Below are 20,494 nucleotides of genomic sequence, written 5' to 3'. Positions count from 1 at the left end.
ACTCAAGTCCCTGTCGGGGTAGGAGACTTGCCCTCACAAGGTGGAGTAGACCAATCCGGCTGTCAAGAGTGCCTCTTCGGGCGTCAGGCGGCGGTGGCCACCGGCTGCCCGGCCAGTCCTGCCGTCAGACGGGCGATCCGGGCCGAGGCCAGCCCGTCCCCGTACGGGCTGGGGGTGGCCGCCAGCCGGGCGAGTCGCTCGGGGGAGTCGGCCAGCCAGGTCCGGGCCAGCTCGCCGACCTCCTCGCCGGGCCGCACCAGTGCGGCGAAGCCGGCGTCGACGGCCTCCGGGCGTTCGGTCGAGCGACGCACCACCAGCAGCGGGCGGCCGAGCACGGTGCACTCCTCCTGGACCCCGCCGGAGTCGGAGACCAGCAGCGCCGCGTGCCGGGCGAGGCCCAGGAACTCCGCGTACCCGACCGGTTCGGTCACGGCGATCCGCGCCAGCAGGCCGTCCAGGGCGAACCGTTCGACGGCGGCCGCGGTCCTCGGGTGCATCGGGAACAGGACGGGGGTGCCGTCCCGGGCGATCCGGTCCAGCTCGGCCAGGACGGCGCCCAGCGCCTCGGCGCTGTCGGTGTTCTCCGGCCGGTGCACGGTGGCCAGCACGTAGCCGTCCGGCTCCAGGCCGTGGGCGGCCAGCAGGGCGGCCCGCGCCGCCCGGTCGGGCAGCCGGCGGCGGACCACCTCGACCACGGTGTTGCCGGTGACGGTGATCCGCGCCTCGTCCAGGGACTCGGCCCGCAGGTTGGCGGCGTTCGCCGAGGTGGCGGCGCAGAGCAGGTCGGAGACGTGGTCGACCATCACCCGGTTGTGCTCCTCGGGCATCGCCCGGTCGAAGCTGCGCAGCCCGGCCTCGACGTGCACCAGCGGGATCTCCCGGGAGTTGGCGGCCAGCGCGCCGGCCAGGGTGGCGTTGGTGTCGCCCTGGACGACGACGGCGGCGGGCCGGTCCTCCGCGAAGGCGGCGTCCAGCTGGCCGAGGGACTGGGCGATCTGACCGGCGCGCGGTCGGCCGCCGACGCCGGTCAGCAGCTCGGGCCGGGGCAGGTCGAGGTCGCGCAGGAAGCGTCCGGACAGCGCCTCGTCCCAGTGCTGGCCGGTGTGCACCAGCCGGGTCGCGGCGCCCAGCTCGTGGATCAGCGGGGCGAGCTTGACCAGCTCGGGGCGGGTGCCGAGGACGACGGCGACGCTGGCGGGCGGCAACGGGGGCAGGCACGGGGACACGGGGGGCACTCCGAACGGTTCTCGGACGGGACGGGACGGGACGCCCTCGGCTTCCGGGGCGGAAGGGCTCGGGCTTCGGGGAGGGAGGGGCTCAGGCTTCCAGGGCGGTCGGGGCGCCGGCGGCGACCGTCTCGGCGTTGCGCCTGGTCTTGGCCCAGCCGTTGCGGCCGAGCAGCAGCCGGGCGGCGGCCCGGGTGGCGACCACGAACAGGTGGTAGGCGTAGATCCAGACCAGGACGCCCCAGAGCAGGCCGGTGAGCCGGCTCCGGCCGGGGTGGACGAGTCCGCGGTAGGCGAAGCCCCAGAGGAGCATCGGCAGGGTCGCGACCAGGAAGGCGACGGCCATCAGCGGCCCGAACCGGGCCTGGAAGTCGGCGGTGTCCTCGGGGAACAGCACCAGTCCGGCGGCCGTGATCCCGATCGAGACCGGGGTGAGCACCACCAGCAGCACGCAGACCACGGGCTGCAGGAAGGTGTACAGCACCTCGGCCTTGCCGGCCCAGCGGTAGTGCGGTGAGCGCAGTACCCGGCCGGTGTAGCGCAGGCACTGCATGTTGCCCTGGGCCCACCGGGTGCGCTGGGTGAGGAAGCGCCGGAGCGAGACCAGGCCCTCCTGGGACACCTGTGCCTCGGTGACGTGCGTCAACCGCCAGCCGGCCAGCCGCAGTTCCAGGCCGGACTCGTAGTCCTCCAGGAGGGCCCGTTCCGGCCAGGGGCGGCCCTCGCGGCCCTCTTCGGCGGTGAGCGAGTCCAGTGCGGTGAGCCGGACGAACTGGCCGTTGCCGCCGAGGCCGACGCTGCCGGTGCGTCGGCGCAGCATCTGCATGCCGGCGTTGTTGGCCTGGAACTCGACGTCCTGCGTCCGGACCAGGGCACGCGCCAGCGCGTTGGCGGTCCGGCCGCGTCCGGGCAGCGGCCGTTCGTCGTCCGCGTTGCGCATCCGGACGCCGATCTGCACGGCGCCGGTGTCGGGGCGGGCCAGCGCGTGGTCGGAGCAGACCAGCCCCAGTGTGCCGGGGTCCAGCTCGCCGTCGGCGTCCACGACGCCGATGACCACCCGGGCGCGGTCGGTGGACTCGGGCAGCCAGGCGTGGACGGCGCGGTAGGCGGCGTTGAGCGCGGCGCCCTTGCCGATCCGGGCGTGCGGCCGGCGGCGCTGGACGAGGTGGATCCGGTCGTCGTGCTCGGCGGCGGCCAGCACCAGCTCGCGGGTGCGGTCCCCGCTGTCGTCGTCGATCACCCACAGGTGGGCCTCGGGGGCGGAGCGCCGCAGCCCGTCCAGGGTCTGGGTGACGACGGCCTCCTCGTCGCGGCAGGGGATCAGCAGGTGCCACTGGAAGGCGGCCGGCTCGCCCGGCTCGGCGGGCCGGTTGTGCCGGAAGGCGTGCCGGGAGCCGGCCCAGTAGAGCAGGAAGCGGCCGAACACGAGGAGCATGTAGCCCAGGAGCAGCAGCGAGAGCAGCTCGGCGACCCGGACGACGCCGGCCCGGTGGAGCAGGAGGGACTCGCGCAAGAGGTCGGGCATACGGCTGTGCTCCTGGTGATCAAAGGTGAATTGGCTCCCTGTGGTGCGAATCGAAGCTTCATCGCCGTCTGCACTCGCCGAATCAATAGTAAATCGGGTGAATCGGAAAGTCAGGGCAAAGTGGTCGTTCTCACCCCGTCGGGAGCGCGCGGCGCCGCTCCGTAGACTGTGGTCGTGAGCGACAAGGCCGACCCGAACCCGTACACCCTCCGCCCCGCCGACGCCGGCTCCGGCGATGTCCTGCGCGACGTCGAAGTGGAGCTCTCCAAGCGCTGGCCGGAGAACAAGCTGGAGCCCTCGCTCGACCGGATCGAGGCGCTGATGGACATCCTGGGGCAGCCCCAGCGGTCCTTCCCCTCGATCCACATCACCGGCACCAACGGCAAGACCTCCACCGCCCGGATGATCGAGCAGCTCCTCAACACCTTCGAGCTGCGCACCGGCCGCTACACCAGTCCGCACGTGGAGTCCGTCACCGAGCGGATCAGCCTGGACGGTGCCCCGATCACCCCCGAGCGGTTCGTCGAGGTCTACCGGGACATCGAGCCGTACGTCCGGATGGTCGACGAGCGCGAGCCGGTCGCGATGTCCTTCTTCGAGGTGCTGACCGGCATGGCCTACGCGGCCTTCGCCGACGCCCCGGTGGACGTCGGCGTGGTCGAGGTCGGCATGGGCGGCTCCTGGGACGCCACCAACGTGATCGACGCCGCCGTCTCCGTGATCACCCCGATCTCGCTGGACCACACCGACAAGCTGGGCGAGACCACCGGCGAGATCGCGGTCGAGAAGTCCGGGATCATCAAGCCGGGCGGCATCGCGGTCGTCGCCCAGCAGCAGCTGGACGCCGCCCAGAACATCCTGCGGCGTGCCGTCGAGGTGGACGCGACGGTCGCCCGCGAGGGCATGGAGTTCGGGGTGATCCGCCGTGAGGTCGCCATCGGCGGCCAGCTGGTGACGCTGCGCGGGCTCGGCGGCGAGGAGTACGCGGACGTCTTCCTCCCGCTGCACGGTGCCCACCAGGCGCAGAACGCGGCGCTCGCGCTCGCGGCGGTCGAGGCCTTCTTCGGCGTCGGCGGTGCGCGCGGCGGGCAGCTGGACGCGGACAAGGTGCGGCAGGCGTTCTCCGGTGTCGCCTCGCCGGGCCGCCTGGAGGTCGTCCGCCGCAGCCCGACGATCGTCCTGGACGCGGCGCACAACCCGGACGGCGCGCACGCCACCGTCGCCGCGATCGGCGAGTCCTTCGGCTTCACCCGACTGGTCGGCGTGATCGGCACCAGCGGCGACAAGGACGTGGCCGGCCTGCTGGAGGCCTTCGAGCCGGTCCTGGCCGAGGTCGTCATCACCCAGAACTCCACCCACCGCGCGATGGACGCGGACGCGCTGGCGGCGCTCGCCGTCGAGATCTTCGGTGAGGACCGGGTCCAGGTCGAGCCCCGGCTCGACGACGCCATCGCCGCCGCCGTCAGCCTCGCCGAGGAGGACGGGGACCTCGGCGGCGCCGGGGTGCTGGTCACCGGTTCGGTCATCACGGTGGGCGAGGCCCGCCTGCTGCTCGGGAGGAAGTGACGATGAGGACGCTCTGCTCCTCGACGCTGATCGGCGAGGCACTGCTGGCACTGTTCGCCGGACTGGTGGCGATGCAGCTCTCCGACGTGCCGACCGGCACGGTCTGGACCGTCACCGGCATCGCGATGGCGCTCTGCGTGCTGCTCTGCGGCATGATCACCCGCCCCGGCGCGGTCGCGATCGGCTGGGCGCTCCAGCTCGGCCTGATCGCCAGCGGCTTCATCCTGCCGACCATGTTCGGCCTGGGTGTGGTCTTCGCCGGGCTCTGGTGGTGCTCGGTGCACTACGGCCGCAAGATCGACGAGTTCAAGGCCGCCCGCACGGCCGCCCAGGCGGTCCCCGCGGGGTAGCGGCGGGGTGGTGACGGGGTGGCACCCGGGCCCGCCCGGGGCCGTCGCTCACGCAAGGTAACCTCTGCCGTAGTCGCACTCCGCACCGCGAACCGGGTGCGCGCCGAACCGATTCCCCAGGAGACGCACCGTGTCCCAGCGCACTCTCGTCCTGCTCAAGCCCGACGCCGTCAAGCGCGGCCTGGCCGGCGAGATCATCAGCCGCATCGAGCGCAAGGCCGGCTGGCGGCTCGCCGCCGTCGAGCTGCGGACCTTCGACCGGGCGACGCTGGAGCAGCACTACGCGGAGCACGTCGGCCGCCCGTTCTACGAGCCGCTGCTGGAGTTCATGACCTCCGGCCCGTCGCTCGCGCTGATCGTCGAGGGCGAGGAGGTCGTGCCCGGCATCCGGATGCTGGCCGGCGCCACCAACCCGCTGGAGGCCGGTGCCGGCACCATCCGCGGCGACTACGCGACGATCACCCGGGAGAACCTGATCCACGCCTCCGACTCCCCGGAGTCCGCCGAGCGCGAGATCAAGATCTTCTTCCCGGCGCACGCGTAAGCACCACCCAGGGACCTTCGGGTGCCCCGGTCGGGACCATTGGCCCGGCCGGGGCATTCTTATCGTGAAATAGGGAACTGGGGACGCCGACACGGCGTCCCAATGCTCGGAGAAGCGATCACGCTCCGGACAATGGACGGTATGCCCCACGTCGACGTCCGTACTGGCCGGCGTGACTACGATGGACGCGACTCATGGGCCCGGTACGGCTGGTCAGCTGGTCTTCGCCCAAGCCGTGGGCACGCGCTCTCGTCCACCCCCCGCAATGACTCCGAGCCCGGGAAGGCACCTACACCCCATGGCAACCAACCTGTCGTTCATCGGCCGCGACCTGGCGATCGACCTCGGAACCGCCAATACGCTGGTGTACGTCAGGGGCAAGGGGATCGTCCTCAACGAGCCGTCCGTCGTCGCGGTCAACACCAACACCGGCGGCATCCTGGCGGTCGGCGCCGAGGCCAAGAAGATGATCGGCCGCACGCCGGGCAACATCGTCGCCATCCGCCCGCTCAAGGACGGCGTGATCGCCGACTTCGAGATCACCGAGCGGATGCTCCGCTACTTCATCCTCAAGATCCACCGCCGCCGCTACCTGGCCCGCCCCCGGGTCGTGGTCTGCGTGCCCTCGGGCATCACCGGAGTCGAGCGCCGCGCCGTGATCGAGGCCTCCTCGCAGGCCGGCGCGCGCCAGGTGCACATCATCGAGGAGCCGATGGCCGCCGCGATCGGCGCCGGGCTGCCCGTCCACGAGGCCACCGGCAACATGGTCGTCGACATCGGCGGCGGCACCACCGAGGTGGCCGTGATCTCGCTCGGCGGCATCGTCACCGCGCAGTCCATCCGGGTGGCCGGCGACGAACTGGACAACGCGATCGTCCAGCACATCAAGAAGGAGTACTCGCTGCTCCTGGGCGAGCGCAGCGCCGAACAGATCAAGATGAGCATCGGCTCCGCCTTCGCGCTGGAGGGCGAGAAGGACGAGCACGCCGAGATCCGCGGCCGCGACCTGGTCAGCGGCCTGCCCAAGACCGTCGTCATCTCGGCGGCCGAGGTCCGCGAGGCCATCGACGAGCCGGTCAACTCGATCATCGACGCGGTCAAGACCACCCTCGACCAGTGCCCGCCCGAGCTCGCCGGCGACGTCATGGACCGCGGCATCGTGCTCACCGGCGGCGGCGCCCTGCTGCGCGGCCTGGACGAGCGGCTGCGCCGCGAGACCGGGATGCCGATCCACATCGCCGAGAACCCGCTGGACTCCGTCGCGCTCGGCTCCGGCAAGTGCGTCGAGGAGTTCGAGGCACTCCAGCAGGTACTCGACGCCCAGCCGCGCCGTTAGCACCACCGTCAGACCTGTAGTCAACTGAACGGCCCCCGCCCGGGCCCACAGCCCGGGTGGGCGGCCAGGTACGAAGGGGCAGTACCAGCACCGTGAGGGACACACGAGAGAGCCGGCTGCTGCTCATCCTGCTGGTGGCCGTCGCCTTCGCGCTGATCACCGTGGACATCAAGGGCGGTGAGAGCTCACCGCTCGGAGGCGCGCGGCGAGCCGCCGCCGGCGTCCTCGGACCGGTCGAGCGCGGCGCCGCCACAGTGGTCGACCCGGTTGCCGACACCGTCCGCGCCTTCCGCGACGCCGCCGGCCACAGCGGCCGCACCGACCAGCTGGCCCGCGAGAACACCGAGCTGCGCCAGAAGCTCGCCTCCTCCGACATGGCCGGCGGACGCACCAAGCAGCTCGACGACCTGCTGCGCACCGCGGGCTCCGGCGGCTACACCGTCAAGGCCGCCCAGGTGATCGCGATCGGCCCGGCCCAGGGCTTCTCCTGGACCATCACGGTCGACGCGGGCAGCGACGACGGCCTGACCCGGGACATGACGGTGATCAACGGTCAGGGCCTGGTCGGCCGGATCACCACCGTCGCCCCGACCACCTCCACCGTCCTGCTCGCCTCCGACCCGGGCTTCAGCGCCGGGGCCCGGCTGGAGGGCAGCGGCGAGATCGGCTTCGCCTCCGGCGGCGGCACCAGCGCCATGAAGGTCTCCCTGCTCAACGGCAAGGCCCAGGTGAAGGAGGGCGACCGGCTGGTCACCTTCGGCTCGCAGAGCGGCCGTCCGTTCGTGCCCGGCGTCCCGGTCGGCAGGGTGGTCCAGGTCGAGGCGAACCCCGGTCAGCTGACCAAGACCGTCCTGGTCGAGCCCTTCGTCCAGTTCACCCGGCTCGACCTGGTCGGCGTGGTGGTGGTGCCGCCGCGCACCGACCCGCGCGACGCCGTCCTGCCGCCGGCCCCGACCGCCCCGGCCGCGCCCGCCGCCCCGGCTCCGGCGGCGCCCGCCGCCGCCCCGGCCGCCGCCCCGCCCGCCAAGACCACTGGGGGGAACTGAACCATGCGCCTCGCCCGCGTCCCCGTCACCGCCGTCCTCGTCCTGCTCGGCCTGATCCTCCAGGTCAGCGTCTTCGGCCGGCTCCAACTCCCCGGTGCCACACCGGACATACTGCTCCTCGTGGTGGTCGGCCTGGCCATGGTCTACGGCCCGACCGGCGGCTGCCTGGTGGGCTTCGCCGCCGGCCTGCTGGCCGACCTCGCGCCGCCGTCCGACCACGCGATCGGCCGCTACGCGCTGGTGCTCTGCCTGATGGGCTACGCCGCCGGGCTGGTCCGCCCCGACCACGGCCGGCAGCGTTCGGTCTCCGGCGCGCTGCTGGTGGTGGCCGGCGCGGCGGTCGCCTCCACCCTGCTGTACGCGATGGTCGGCGCCCTGGTCGGCGACACCGCCGCCCGCCACGTCGGCCTCGGCAGCCTGGTGCTCACCGCCCTGCTGTACGACCTGCTGCTGGCGCCGTTCGTCGTCCCGGTGGTGATGCTGATCGGCCGCCGCTTCGGGCGTGACCCGGTGGCCGCCGCGGCCGGCGACGACGAGGGCGGCGGCTCCGGCCTGGGCACCCTGTCGCGCTACCGCACCACCCGCGAGACCTCGGCCGGACCGTCCTACAAGAAGCGGCGCTCGCTCGGCTTCGCCAAGCGCCCGTAGGCCCCGGCCCGCCCATGAATCCCGGAACCCCGCACCCTGGAGCGCACGAGACGTGAGCAACATCCCCGAGACCGGCCGTACCCGGCGGGTGACGATCCGTCTGGTGGTACTGCAGATCCTGGTGCTGTCGCTGCTCGCCACCCTCGGTGGGCGGCTCTGGTACCTGCAGATCCGCAACGCCAGCGTCTACACCGCCAAGGCGACCGGCAACCACATCCGCGAGGTGGTCGAGCCGGCCGTGCGCGGTGAGATCCTCGACGCCTCGGGCCGCATCCTGGCCGGCAACGAGACCCGGCTGGTGGTCTCGGTCAGCCGCACCTCGCTGCTGCAGCAGAAGGACGGCGGCAAGGCGGTGCTGGGCCGGCTCGCCGAGGTGCTCGGCATGCCGGCCAAGGACGTCCAGGAGAAGGTCCGGCTCTGCGACGCCAAGACGCCGCAGCCCTGCTGGAACGGCTCGCCGTACCAGCCGATCCCGGTCACCAAGGAGGCGACCACCCAGCAGGCGCTGCAGATGATGGAGCGCCGCGAGGACTTCCCCGGGATCACCGCCCAGCCCACCGCCGTGCGCCACTACACCGGCGTCGAGGGCGCCAACATGGCCCAGGTGCTCGGCTACCTCTCGCCGGTGACGGACGAGGAGGTCGGCAAGACCGCCGACAAGACCGGCCTGGACCGGTACCTGCCGGCCGACCAGATCGGCCGGGCCGGGCTGGAGTCGGTGTACGACCGCGATCTGCGCGGCACCGCCGGGATCACCAAGCTGGAGGTGGACAACCTCGGCCGGGTGATCGGCAACGCCGGCATCGTCGAGCCGCGGACCGGCGACAACCTGGTGACCAGCATCGACGCCCGGGTGCAGAAGGTCGTCGAGGACAACCTGGTGCAGGCGATGAACGACGCCAGGAAGACCTTCGACAAGGTGACCAACCGCAACTACGAGGCCGACTCCGGCGCCGCGGTCGTCATGGACGTGCACACCGGGCGGATCGTGGCGATGGCCAGCGCGCCCACGTACGACCCCAACCTGTGGCAGGGCGGCATCTCGGGCAAGGACTACCAGGCGCTGACCAGCAAGGACTCCAACTTCCCGCTGCTGAACCGGGCCATACAGGGTCAGTCCGCCCCCGGCTCGACCTTCAAGGTCATCTCCACCACGGCCGCCGTGCAGGCCGGCTACTCCCTGGACGGGACGTACCCGTGCCCGAAGAGCCTGACCATCGGCGGTCGTGAGTTCAAGAACTTCGAGAGCGAGAACTTCGGTTCGATCACGCTGGAGAAGGCGCTGGAGGTCTCCTGCGACACCGTCTTCTACGGGCTGGCGTACGACCAGTGGATGAAGGACGGCGGCATCAAGCCGAAGAAGGACACCGCGGACTGGTTCTACAAGACCGCCCACCAGTTCGGCCTCGGCGCCAAGACCGGGATCGACCTGCCCAGCGAGGTCCCCGGACGGGTGCCGGACCGGCAGTGGAAGCAGTCCTTCTTCGACAACAACAAGGACGCCTGGTGCCGGCAGGCGGAGAAGGGCGGCACCACCTTCTCCGACCAGATCGCCCGGGAGAACTGCGTCGACGGCTACCAGATGCGTGCCGGTGACTCGGTCAACTTCGCGATCGGACAGGGCGACACGCTCGTCACCCCGATCCAGATGGCCCGGATCTACTCGGCGCTCGCCAACGGCGGCACGTTCTACCGGCCGACCGTCGCCAAGGCGGTGATAAGCCCGAGCGGGGAGCTCGTCCGCGAGATCGCCCCGCACGAGGACGCCAAGTTCCCCGGCGACCAGAAGCTGCTCAGCTACATCGACCAGGCCACCGCGGGCGTCGTCACCGGCGGTACCGCCGCCTGGAAGTTCACCGGCGCCGGCTGGCCGCAGGGAAAGATCGAGCTGCACGCCAAGACCGGCACCGCCGAGGTCGAGGGCAAGCAGACCACCTCGTGGCTGACCACCTACAGCGACGACTACGCGGTCGTGATGACGATAAGCCAGGGTGGCACCGGCTCCGGTGGCTCCGGTGACGCGATCCGGCGGATCTACCAGGCGCTGTACGGCGTCGACGACAAGGGCAACATCGACGGGGGCAAGGCACTGCTGCCCAAGCCGCAGGCCGAACTGCCCAAGTTCAACCCGGACGGCACCGCCGTCATCAAGCCGGCGGGCTTCACCACCGCCGGGGACCCGGGCGTGACCGGCCCCTCGCCGCGGGCCTTCCTGGACCCGGCGCGGCCGGCCGGCCCGCCGGCCGCACCCACGGCGGCGGAATTCGCCGCCGTCGAGCCCAACCGGGGCACCGGAAGGAGCCGGGCATGACCTCCTACGGCTCGTACCGCCAGCTGCGGCTCGCCCCGCAGCGCAGCGGGGTGTCGAAGGCCCTCGCCAAGGACTCCCCGCTCTGGCGGATCGACTGGATACTGCTGCTGGCCGCCATGGTGCTGTCGCTGGGCAGTTCGCTGCTGGTCTGGTCGGCGACCCGGGGCCGGGACACGCTCACCCACGGCGATCCGCAGTACTTCCTGTTCCGCCACCTCACCAACGTGGTGATCGGACTGGTGCTGTGCGCGGTGGTGATAGGGATAGGGAGCCGGCGGTTCCGCACCCTGGTGCCGTTCCTGTACGTCGCGGTGATCCTGCTGCTGATGGCCACGCTGAGCCCGCTCGGCTCGACCATCAACGGGCAGCACTCCTGGATCCAGCTCGGCGGCGGTTTCTCCGTCCAGCCGGCCGAGTTCGCCAAGCTGGCGATCGTGCTGGCGATGGCCGTGGTGCTGTCGGACCAGGTGGACGCGGGGGAGCGGGAGTTCCCCTCGCACCGGGCGGTCTTCCGCGGCCTGGTCTGGGCCACGCTGCCGATGGCGATCGTGATGCTGATGCCGGACGCCGGTTCGGTGATGGTGATGGCCGTCATCGTGCTGGGCATCCTGCTGGCCTCCGGCGCGGCCAACCGCTGGGTGTTCGGCCTGATCCTGGCCGGGGTCGGCGGCTGTGTGGCGATCTGGAAGCTCGGGGTGCTGAGCAAGTACCAGATCGACCGCTTCGCGGCCTTCGCCAACCCGGCGCTGGACCCGTCCGGGGTGGGCTACAACACCGCCCAGGCCCGGATCGCGATCGGTTCGGGCGGGCTCACCGGCAAGGGCCTGTTCCACGGGACGCAGACCACCGGGCAGTTCGTCCCGGAGCAGCAGACCGACTTCGTCTTCACGGTGGCCGGTGAGGAACTGGGCTTCCTCGGGGCGATGGCGATCATCGTGCTGCTGGGCGTGGTGCTCTGGCGGGCCTGCCGGATCGCCCGGCACGCCACCGACCTGTACGGCACCATCGTGGCGGCCGGAGTGGTCGCCTGGTTCGCCTTCCAGGGCTTCGAGAACATAGGGATGTGCCTGGGCATCATGCCGGTGGCAGGCATCCCGCTGCCGTTCGTCTCCTACGGCGGGTCGTCGATGTTCGCGACCTGGCTGGCGATCGGACTGCTGCAGGCGGTGCAGAGCCAACGGCCGATAGCGGCCTGAGCGAACGGGAACGCCGGCGGGGCCGGCCCGGAGGACGACTCCGGGCCGGCCCCGCCCGCGTCGCCCCGAGCACCCCGCAGGAGTGGACGGGGCCCCGCTAGTGCCCCCGGCGCGGCAGGCACGCGGCCGCGGCGAGCACCGCCCGGGTGTGATGGGCGGTCTGCGCCTCGACCGGCACCCAGCGGGCTCCGAAACGGTGCCGCAGCTGGTCCAGGCTCTCGGCGACGATCCCCTGCGCCCGTTCGCGGGCCGCGTCCGCCGCCGGGCCGCGGGTGTCCGCCAGCAGCCGCAGCAGCACCGACGCCACCCGCAGCGGGATCCGCGCGGCCGCGAGCCCCGCGGTGGTCACCCGCGAGACGGTGAGCGGCTGGGCACACCACTGCTCCAGCCACTCGTCCGCGACCGGCGAGCAGACCGCCAGTGTGAACTCGACGGCGCGCACCAGCGGCCCGTACGCCCGGCGGGAGTGCGCCGGCACGTGGACGAGCAGAGCGGACAGCTCCTCCGCGCGGTCCCGCAGGACCCGGGCGGCGGTACCGACCGCCTGCCCCACGGCCGGGTGCGGACGGGCGTCGCCGACCGCGTCGACCGCCCACATCGGCACCTCCAGGACCGCCGTCACCCCGCCGTAGCGGCCGGCGTACGACCAGGTGGAGAGCTCGGGCTCGTCCGGGAGCGCCCGCGAGAGGCCGGCGCCGCCCGGCGCGGGCATCAGATACGTCCCCGGCGCGGGGCTGGCCCAGCCGACCGCGTCGTAGGAGTCGACGTCCAGCGGGATGCCGCCGCGGGCCACCGAGCGGCCGAAGCGCTCGGACAGGCCCGGGACGGGGCCGGTGAGCTGGACGAAGGCACCGCCGAAGTCCACCCCGTGCAGGGAGCACTGGAGGAACGGCCGCAGCTCGTCGATCAGACCGGTCAGCGCGAGGCTCTCCGGCATCGGCGCGCGGTCGGCGCCGGCGGCCGGCAGCAGTTCGGGCTGCTCCTCGAAGGACGGCCGGTAGAAGTGCTCGTAGTGGCGGCGCATGGTGAGCGGACCGTCCAGCCAGCCGGCGTTGAGCGCGGCGCCGTCCGGGTCCAGGCAGGGCAGGATGTGCCAGGAGACGCCCGGCCGGGGCGGGTGGTCCAGCAGCCGCTCGGCCAGCCGCAGGGCGCTGGCGACGCCGACCGGTTCGTTGGGGTGCGGGCCGCCGACCACCAGCACGGCGTCCGGGCCCGTGTCGACCGAGAGCAGCAGCAGCGGGTGCCCGGCGCGCGAGCGGCCCACCTCCCGCAGCCGGCAGCGCTCCGGATGGCGCCGGGCGAGCCGCCGGGCCGCCGCTTCGGCGCGGGCCACCGTGGGGTAGCGGTCCGCCTGCTCGGGTACCGGATGGTAGTGCGGCAGCCGCCGGCCGGTGTCGGTCATACCGGGAGGCCGGTGTCGGTGCCGTCGTGCATGGTCAACTTCCTTGTCCCGATGGCGTGCAGGGCCTCCCGGCGGAGCCCTGCCAGTAGCGCATGGGCCGTCCGGGGCTGTCAACAACCGGTCTGCGGGGTTCCGCGTGGCCGCCCGGGGGCCCGCGGCCGGCCGGACCGTCCCGGGATTCGGCTACCCTTGAGGGTCACCCCTCCCAGCCGTCGCCCACCACCCGACCGGGTCCGATGCGAGCGACACCTCTCAACGTCGTAAGGGTTCCTAGTACATGACTGTCGAATCGGTCTTCCCACGCCTGGAGGCCCTCCTCCCGCACGTCCAGAAGCCGATCCAGTACGTCGGCGGCGAGCTCAACTCGACCGTCAAGGACTGGGACGCCTGCGACGTCCGCTGGGCGCTGATGTACCCCGACGCCTACGAGGTCGGCCTGCCGAACCAGGGCGTCATGATCCTCTACGAGGTGCTCAACGAGCGCGAGGGCGTGCTGGCCGAGCGCACCTACAGCGTCTGGCCGGACCTTGAGGCGCTGATGCGCGAGCACGGCGTCCCGCAGTTCACCGTGGACGCGCACCGGCCGGTCAAGGCCTTCGACGTGTTCGGGCTCTCGTTCTCCACCGAACTCGGCTACACCAACATGCTGGCCGCGCTCGACCTGGCCGGCATCCCGCTGGAGGCCCGCGACCGGACCGAGGACGACCCGATCGTGCTGGCCGGCGGTCACGCCGCGTTCAACCCGGAGCCGATCGCGGACTTCGTCGACTGCGCGGTGGTCGGCGACGGCGAGCAGGCCGTGCTGGACATCACGGAGATCGTTCGCGCCTGGAAGGCCGAGGGCCGCCCGGGGGGGCGCGAGGAGGTGCTGCTGCGCCTGGCGCGCACCGGCGGCGTCTACGTGCCGCGGTTCTACGACGTGGAGTACCTGGCCGACGGCAGGATCGCCCGTGTGGTGCCGAACGCGCCGGGCGTGCCGTGGCGGGTCTCCAAGCACACCGTCATGGACCTCGACGAGTGGCCCTACCCCAAGCAGCCGCTGGTCCCGCTCGCCGAGACCGTGCACGAGCGGATGTCCGTCGAGATCTTCCGCGGCTGCACCCGCGGCTGCCGTTTCTGCCAGGCCGGCATGATCACGCGCCCCGTGCGGGAGCGAAGCATCACCGGCATCGGCGAGATGGTGGAGCGCGGGCTGAAGGCCACCGGCTTCGAGGAGGTCGGCCTGCTGTCGCTCTCCTCCGCCGACCACACCGAGATCGCCGACGTCGCCAAGGGCCTGGCGGACCGCTACGCCGAGGACAAGATCGGCCTGTCGCTGCCGTCCACCCGGGTCGACGCCTTCAACATCGACCTCGCCAACGAGCTCAGCCGCAACGGCCGCCGCTCGGGGCTCACCTTCGCCCCCGAGGGCGGCAGTGAGCGGATGCGCAAGGTGATCAACAAGATGGTGTCGGAGGAGGACCTGATCCGCACCGTCTCCACCGCGTACGGCAACGGCTGGCGCCAGGTGAAGCTGTACTTCATGTGCGGCCTGCCCACCGAGACCGACGAGGACGTGCTCCAGATCGGCGAGATGGCGAAGAACGTCATCCAGAAGGGCCGCGAGGTCACCGGCCAGAACGACATCCGCTGCACCGTCTCCATCGGCGGGTTCGTGCCCAAGCCGCACACCCCGTTCCAGTGGGCCCCGCAGCTGTCCGCCGAGGCCACCGACGCCCGTCTGGCCAAGCTGCGCGACTCCATCCGCGGCGACCGCAAGTACGGCAAGAACATCGGCTACCGCTACCACGACGGCAAGCCGGGCATCGTCGAGGGGCTGCTCTCCCGCGGCGACCGCCGGATCGGCGCCGTCATCCGGGCGGTCTACGACGACGGCGGCCGTTTCGACGGCTGGCGCGAGCACTTCTCCTACGACCGCTGGATGGCCTCGGCCGAGAAGGGCCTGGCCGGCACCGGCGTCGACGTCGACTGGTACACCACCCGCGAGCGCGCCTACGAGGAGGTGCTGCCCTGGGACCACCTGGACAGCGGCCTCGACAAGGACTGGCTCTGGGAGGACTGGCAGGACGCGCTGGAGGAGGTCGAGGTCGACGACTGCCGCTGGACCCCGTGCTTCGACTGCGGTGTCTGCCCGCAGATGGACACGTCCATCCAGATCGGCCCGACCGGCAAGAAGCTGCTGCCGCTGACGGTCGTCAAGTAGGACATAGCGCGTCATCCCGGGACCCCGGCCGGACCCTCCGGCCGGGGTTTCGCGCATCCGCGCTGACCAGGGGCGGAGCGAAGGGGGTGCGCGGGCGCGTACCCTTTGAGTGACAGAGTCCGGAGTGCGGCGCGTTCGCGCCACGCCGGACGGGGACAACTGACTAAGGACTGAGCGACCCTGGCACGCCGTACGCCCGACGGTCCGCCGCCCGCGCCGACGGTGCAGCGGATCCGCCTCCGTTACACCAAGCGCGGCCGGCTCCGCTTCACCAGCCACCGCGACTTCCAGCGCGCCTTCGAGCGTGCCCTGCGCCGGTCGGCCGTGCCGATGGCCTATTCGGCCGGGTTCACGCCGCACCCGAAGGTGTCCTACGCCAACGCCGCCCCCACCGGAGTGGCGAGCGAGGCGGAGTACCTGGAGATCGGCCTGGCGGCCTTCCGCGACCCGGAGGAGCTGCGCGCGCAGCTCGACGAGTCGCTGCCGAACGGCCTCGACGTCATCGACGCGGTCGAGGTCCGGACGCCGAACTTCGTGGAGCGTCTGGAAGCCTCCGAGTGGCAGGTCCGGCTGGACGGTGTCACGCCGCAGGAGGCGGCCGCCGCGGCCGCCGCCTTCCTCGCCGAGGAGCGGGTCGAGGTCGAACGCCTCACCAAGAACGGCGTGCGTGTCTTCGACGCGCGCGGCGCGGTGGCGGTGCTGGAAATCCTCTCGCCGCAGGTCGACAGCGGTGCGGACACGGACGACGAACGGGGCCGCGATGTTCGGACCGGCCGTCCCTGTGCGATACTGCGCCTGGTAGTACGACACGCCACACCCGCCGTACGACCCGACGACGTATTGTCCGGTCTCCGTGCGACGGCTGACCTGGCGCCGCCGGTCCCCGCAGAGGTGACCAGGCTGGCGCAGGGGCCGCTCGACGAGGGGACCGGCACGGTGACCGACCCGCTGGCGCTCGACCGCGCCGTGGCCCCGGCCGGCCCTGTGGCCGCCGGCGAGCCGCGCGCAACCGCGTCCGCCTAGCGGGCGGAGGCCCGGTCCAGTGCCTTACTGGACCCACTGGTCCTCCAGGCCCCCGCGGCTCCCCAGGGGAGCGAGCGTCGTCGAAGCACAGGCCGGCCTCTTGCGGCCCGCCGACCCGGATGGTCGGTGGGCCCGAGGACCCCGTCCGGGAGCCACCCGGGGTTGGGGGACGGCGCAGCTTGGGAAAACCTCAGAAGACTGGTCAGACCAGAAGACTTTCGACACCCCGCCGAGGGCGGGGCGCCGAGCGAGACTACGAGCCCCTGTGCGGCCTCGCGTCCGCACGGCGGCACCAGGAAAGGGTCCGGCCCGAGCATCCTCGTGATGCCGGCCGGCCACCGGTGCCCTGCCGTGCCCGGATACGGAGCCCGGGGGCCTGACGGGAGATCCACCCGCATGCTCGATAACACCGATCCGCAGCAGAGCGCGGCAGCGGAACCGAACGAGAACACCGTCGCCACCGGCGACGGGACCACCGGCGAGGGCACGTCCGCGGCGCCGCCGCGCCGACGCCGCCGTGCGGTGTCCCGCCCCGCGGGCACCCCGCAGGGCGCGGCCGCCGACACCGCCGAGACGGTGGTTCCGGCCGAGGCGGCTGCCGCCGAGGCCCCCGCCGCGGAGGCGCCGGCCACCGAGCCGGTCGCCGAGAAGCCCGTCCGGGCCCGCCGTACCCGCAAGCGTGCCGAGGCACCCGCCGGGGCGCCGGAGGCCACCCCGATCGTGGTGACCGCGCCGGAGGCCGCCGAGGCTCCCGCCGCGGAGGCGCCGGCCGTCGAGCCGGTCGCCGAGCCGGTCGCCGAGAAGCCCGTCCGGGCCCGCCGTGCCCGCAAGCGTGCAGAGGCGCCGGTGAGCGCGCCCGCCGCTGCCGAGGCGCCCGTGGAGACCCCTGCCGAGACCCAGGCCGAGACGCCCGCCGCCGAGGCCGCGCCGGTCGAGGAGGCCGCCCCGGCCCGCCGCCCCCGTCGGCGCCGCGTGGTCGAGGCCGCGCCGGTCGTCCAGGAGACCCCGGCCGAGGAGCCCGCCGCCGAGGAGGAGCCGGTCGAGGAGGCCGAGGCCGTCGCGCCCGCCGCCGCGCCGGAGCCCGCCCCGGCCCCCGCGCCGGCCGCCGAGGCCGAGCCGACCCACCGGGTGCGCCGCCGCGCGGTCCGCCCGTCCACCGCGATCTTCCAGGCCCCGGTCTTCCAGGAGCCGGCTCCCTACACCGCGCCGTCGGCCCCGGCCGCCGCGCCGGCCGCCGCGCCCGCTCCGGTCGAGACCCCGGCCCCGGCTCCGGTCGAGGCCCCCGTCGCGAAGGCGGCGGAGGAGGACGAGTTCGAGTACAGCGGCGTCGGCCGCCGTCGCCGCACCCGCACCCAGGTGCGGGTGCAGACCCCGGGCCGCCGCAAGGGCGGTGCCGCCGCGGCTCCCGCCGCTCCCGTCGCGCCTGCCGCCCCTGCCGCCCCCGTGGTCGAGGCCCCGGTCGCGCCGCCCGTCGTCGTCGAACCGCCGGCCGCGGTCGAGGCCCCGGCCGCCGGTCCCGAGGCTGAGGACGAGTGGGAGGACGGCCGTCCGTCGCGCCGCCGCCGCCGGGGTGGCCGTCGCCGCCGTCGTGGCGAGGCCGAGGACTTCGAGGCCGAGCAGACCGAGACCGAGCAGCCCGTCCAGGAGCCGGCCGCCGAGGCCGACGACGAGGACGGCGAGGACGACGACGAGCTGTCGGCCGGCCTGGCCTCCTCCCGTCGCCGCCGTCGCCGCCGCCGTCGCAGTGGCGAGGCCGGTGCGACCGAGGCCGCCGAGACCACCGAGGACGGCGTCCGCACGGTGGTGAAGGTGCGCGAGCCGCGCCGCCGCTCCACCGAGCCGTCCTTCGACCCGGACGAGGTGCAGTCCATCAAGGGCTCCACCCGACTGGAGGCCAAGAAGCAGCGCCGCCGCGAGGGCCGGGAGCTGGGCCGCCGCCGGGTGCCGATCATCACCGAGGCCGAGTTCCTGGCCCGCCGGGAGTCGGTCGAGCGCGTCATGGTGGTGCGCCAGAACGGCCAGCGGACCCAGATCGGCGTCCTTGAGGACGGCGTACTGGTCGAGCACTACGTCAACAAGGAGCAGGCCACCTCGTACGTCGGCAACGTCTACCTGGGCAAGGTCCAGAACGTGCTGCCGTCGATGGAGGCCGCCTTCGTCGACATCGGCAAGGGCCGCAACGCGGTGCTGTACGCCGGTGAGGTGAACTTCGGCGCACTGGGCGGCCACGGCGGCCCGCGCCGGATCGAGTCGGTGCTGAAGTCCGGCCAGTCCGTCCTGGTGCAGGTCTCCAAGGACCCGATCGGCCACAAGGGCGCCCGCCTGACCAGCCAGATCTCGCTGCCCGGCCGCTACCTGGTGTACGTGCCCGAGGGCTCGATGACCGGGATCTCGCGCAAGCTGCCCGAGAACGAGCGGGCCCGCCTGAAGCAGATCCTCAAGAAGATCGTCCCCGACGACGCGGGCGTCATCGTGCGCACCGCCGCCGAGGGCGCCTCCGAGGAGGAGCTGACCCGCGACGTCCAGCGCCTCCAGCAGCAGTGGGAGGAGATCCAGAAGAAGGCCGCGACCGGCAACGCCCCCGCGCTGCTCTACGGCGAGCCGGACATGACCGTCCGGGTCGTCCGCGACATCTTCAACGAGGACTTCACCAAGGTCATCGTCTCCGGCACCGAGGCGTGGAACACCATCCACGACTACGTCTCCAACGTGGCCCCCGACCTGGCCGAGCGCCTGCAGCGGTGGACCTCCGAGGTGGACGTGTTCGCCACCTACCGGATCGACGAGCAGCTGATGAAGGCGCTGGACCGCAAGGTCTGGCTGCCCAGCGGTGGTTCGCTGGTGATCGACCGCACCGAGGCGATGGTCGTCATCGACGTCAACACCGGCAAGTTCGTCGGTCAGGGCGGCAACCTCGAAGAGACCGTCACCCGCAACAACATCGAGGCGGCCGAGGAGATCGTGCGCCAGCTGCGGCTGCGCGACCTCGGCGGCATCATCGTGATCGACTTCATCGACATGGTGCTGGAGTCCAACCGGGACCTGGTGCTGCGCCGTCTGCTGGAGTGCCTGGGCCGGGACCGGACCAAGCACCAGGTGGCCGAGGTCACCTCGCTGGGCCTGGTCCAGATGACCCGCAAGCGGGTCGGCCAGGGCCTGCTGGAGTCGTTCTCCGAGCCCTGCGTCCACTGCAACGGGCGCGGCGTGATCGTGCACATGGAGCAGCCCAGCGCCCACGTCCACACCGGTGGCGGCCAGGCCGTCGCGGCGGGCGAGGCGGCTTCGGGCGGCGGCAAGCGCCGGCGCCGGGGCAAGGGCGGCGCCGCCCAGGACGAGGCGCAGACCGCGATCGAGGCCGGCGCCGAGGTGCTGGAGCAGGAGGAGGTCGAGGGCCAGCTCGCGATCGAGGTGCCGGTCGCCGAGGCCGAGACCGAGGTCGTCGTCGAGCCGGTCGCCGAGGCGGTGGCCGAGCCGGCCGCCGTGGAGGAGCCGGCCCAGCCGAGCCTGGTCGAGATCCCCGCCGCCGCGGCGGCGCCGGCGGGCCGTACCCGCCGCCGCGCGGTGCGCAAGGCGACGGCCCCGGCCGGGGCACCCGCCGAGGCCGAGATCGTGGTGCTGCAGGCCCGGGCCGACGCGGCGCTGGAGGCGGCCTTCGCGGCCGCCGAGACGCCCGGCGAGGCCCCGGCCGAGGTGGCGGCGCAGGCCGCCGCCGAAGCCCCCGCCGAAGCCCCCGCCGAAGCCCCCGTCGAGGCTCCTGCCGAGACCCCGGCCGAGGCGCCCGCCGCCGAGGCCGAGCCGGTCGCCCAGGAGTCCGCCGACGAGGAGCCCGCCGAGGAGGCGCCGGCCCCGAAGAAGCGGGCCGCGCGCAAGACCGCGGCGAAGAAGACGGCCGCCAAGAAGACCACGGCGGCCGCCGCGAAGAAGACCACCGCCCGCAAGACCGCCACCAAGCGGACGAGCGCGGCGGCCAAGAAGGCCGCGGCCGCCGAGGGTGATTCGGCAGCCGAGTAGTGCCCCGGTCGGGGGGGGGGGGGGGCCCCCCCCCCCCGGGGGGGGGGGGGGGGGCCCCACGCCGCCCGGGCCGATTCATTTACCAAGGCCGGTGTTAGCCGCCCGCC

General features: G+C 72.9%; 14 protein-coding genes. 11 read left to right on the top strand and 3 right to left on the bottom strand.

Annotation, left to right across the window (positions count from 1 at the left end):
- Positions 1-83: 83 nt before the first annotated feature.
- Together wecB and ACFXHB_RS21920 are read right to left on the bottom strand one after the other, a co-directional pair.
- Positions 84-1,205: a non-hydrolyzing UDP-N-acetylglucosamine 2-epimerase gene (gene wecB / locus ACFXHB_RS21925; protein ID WP_380576276.1), complete on the bottom strand. Its 1,122-nt coding sequence runs from the start codon at positions 1,203-1,205 to the stop codon at positions 84-86.
- Positions 1,206-1,317: 112 nt separating this feature from the next.
- Positions 1,318-2,751 (bottom strand): glycosyltransferase family 2 protein, encoded by a 1,434-nt coding sequence (locus tag ACFXHB_RS21920; protein ID WP_380576275.1) that lies wholly within the window; start codon positions 2,749-2,751, stop codon positions 1,318-1,320.
- Between the two features lie 174 nt (positions 2,752-2,925).
- On the opposite strand from ACFXHB_RS21920, the gene ACFXHB_RS21915 reads away from it, so the two are divergent.
- The 8 genes from ACFXHB_RS21915 to rodA all read left to right on the top strand — a co-directional run bounded on the left by ACFXHB_RS21915 (position 2,926) and on the right by rodA (position 11,748).
- A complete protein-coding gene (locus ACFXHB_RS21915; RefSeq protein WP_380576274.1) occupies positions 2,926-4,317 on the top strand; it encodes a bifunctional folylpolyglutamate synthase/dihydrofolate synthase in 1,392 nt (463 codons plus the stop codon).
- Positions 4,318-4,319: 2 nt separating this feature from the next.
- Positions 4,320-4,667 (top strand): DUF4233 domain-containing protein, encoded by a 348-nt coding sequence (locus tag ACFXHB_RS21910; RefSeq protein ID WP_380576273.1) that lies wholly within the window; start codon positions 4,320-4,322, stop codon positions 4,665-4,667.
- A gap of 130 nt (positions 4,668-4,797) precedes the next feature.
- Positions 4,798-5,211 carry a nucleoside-diphosphate kinase gene (ndk, locus tag ACFXHB_RS21905; RefSeq protein WP_380576272.1) on the top strand — a complete coding sequence of 138 codons (414 nt, stop codon included), beginning with the start codon at positions 4,798-4,800 and terminating at the stop codon, positions 5,209-5,211.
- A 310-nt stretch (positions 5,212-5,521) separates the two neighbouring features.
- Complete coding sequence (locus tag ACFXHB_RS21900) at positions 5,522-6,547, top strand: rod shape-determining protein (RefSeq protein ID WP_305067939.1); 1,026 nt, start codon at positions 5,522-5,524, stop codon at positions 6,545-6,547.
- Positions 6,548-6,639: 92 nt separating this feature from the next.
- Positions 6,640-7,593, top strand: a complete 954-nt coding sequence (gene mreC / locus ACFXHB_RS21895; protein WP_380576271.1) for a rod shape-determining protein MreC — start codon at positions 6,640-6,642, stop codon at positions 7,591-7,593.
- 3 nt (positions 7,594-7,596) lie between these two features.
- A complete protein-coding gene (gene mreD, locus ACFXHB_RS21890) occupies positions 7,597-8,241 on the top strand; it encodes a rod shape-determining protein MreD (RefSeq protein ID WP_380576270.1) in 645 nt (214 codons plus the stop codon).
- Between the two features lie 52 nt (positions 8,242-8,293).
- Positions 8,294-10,552, top strand: coding sequence for a penicillin-binding protein 2 (gene mrdA / locus ACFXHB_RS21885; protein WP_380576269.1), 2,259 nt, complete (start codon positions 8,294-8,296; stop codon positions 10,550-10,552).
- The gene (rodA, locus tag ACFXHB_RS21880; RefSeq protein ID WP_380576268.1) at positions 10,549-11,748 is read left to right on the top strand and encodes a rod shape-determining protein RodA; all 1,200 of its coding nucleotides are present in this window, start codon (positions 10,549-10,551) and stop codon (positions 11,746-11,748) included. Before mrdA ends, rodA begins: the two co-directional genes overlap by 4 nt.
- A gap of 97 nt (positions 11,749-11,845) precedes the next feature.
- On the opposite strand, the gene ACFXHB_RS21875 is transcribed toward rodA, so the two are convergent.
- Positions 11,846-13,150, bottom strand: coding sequence for a M14 family zinc carboxypeptidase (locus ACFXHB_RS21875; protein WP_380576267.1), 1,305 nt, complete (start codon positions 13,148-13,150; stop codon positions 11,846-11,848).
- Between the two features lie 277 nt (positions 13,151-13,427).
- Here ACFXHB_RS21875 and ACFXHB_RS21870 point away from each other — a divergent pair, with 277 nt between their 5' ends.
- The 3 genes from ACFXHB_RS21870 to ACFXHB_RS21860 all read left to right on the top strand — a co-directional run bounded on the left by ACFXHB_RS21870 (position 13,428) and on the right by ACFXHB_RS21860 (position 20,387).
- A complete protein-coding gene (locus tag ACFXHB_RS21870; RefSeq protein WP_380576266.1) occupies positions 13,428-15,353 on the top strand; it encodes a TIGR03960 family B12-binding radical SAM protein in 1,926 nt (641 codons plus the stop codon).
- Between the two features lie 222 nt (positions 15,354-15,575).
- Entirely contained in the window at positions 15,576-16,376 is an 801-nt protein-coding gene (locus ACFXHB_RS21865; protein ID WP_380576265.1) for a TIGR03936 family radical SAM-associated protein, read from the top strand.
- 396 nt (positions 16,377-16,772) lie between these two features.
- Positions 16,773-20,387 (top strand): ribonuclease E/G, encoded by a 3,615-nt coding sequence (locus ACFXHB_RS21860; RefSeq protein ID WP_380576264.1) that lies wholly within the window; start codon positions 16,773-16,775, stop codon positions 20,385-20,387.
- Positions 20,388-20,494 lie beyond the last annotated feature (107 nt).

Origin of the sequence: Kitasatospora sp. NPDC059327, from assembly GCF_042752535.1 — a bacterium.
Taxonomy (GTDB): domain Bacteria; phylum Actinomycetota; class Actinomycetes; order Streptomycetales; family Streptomycetaceae; genus Kitasatospora.
The sequence above is the reverse complement of the archived record's forward strand: the minus strand, read 5'-3'. Positions and strand labels throughout refer to the sequence as shown.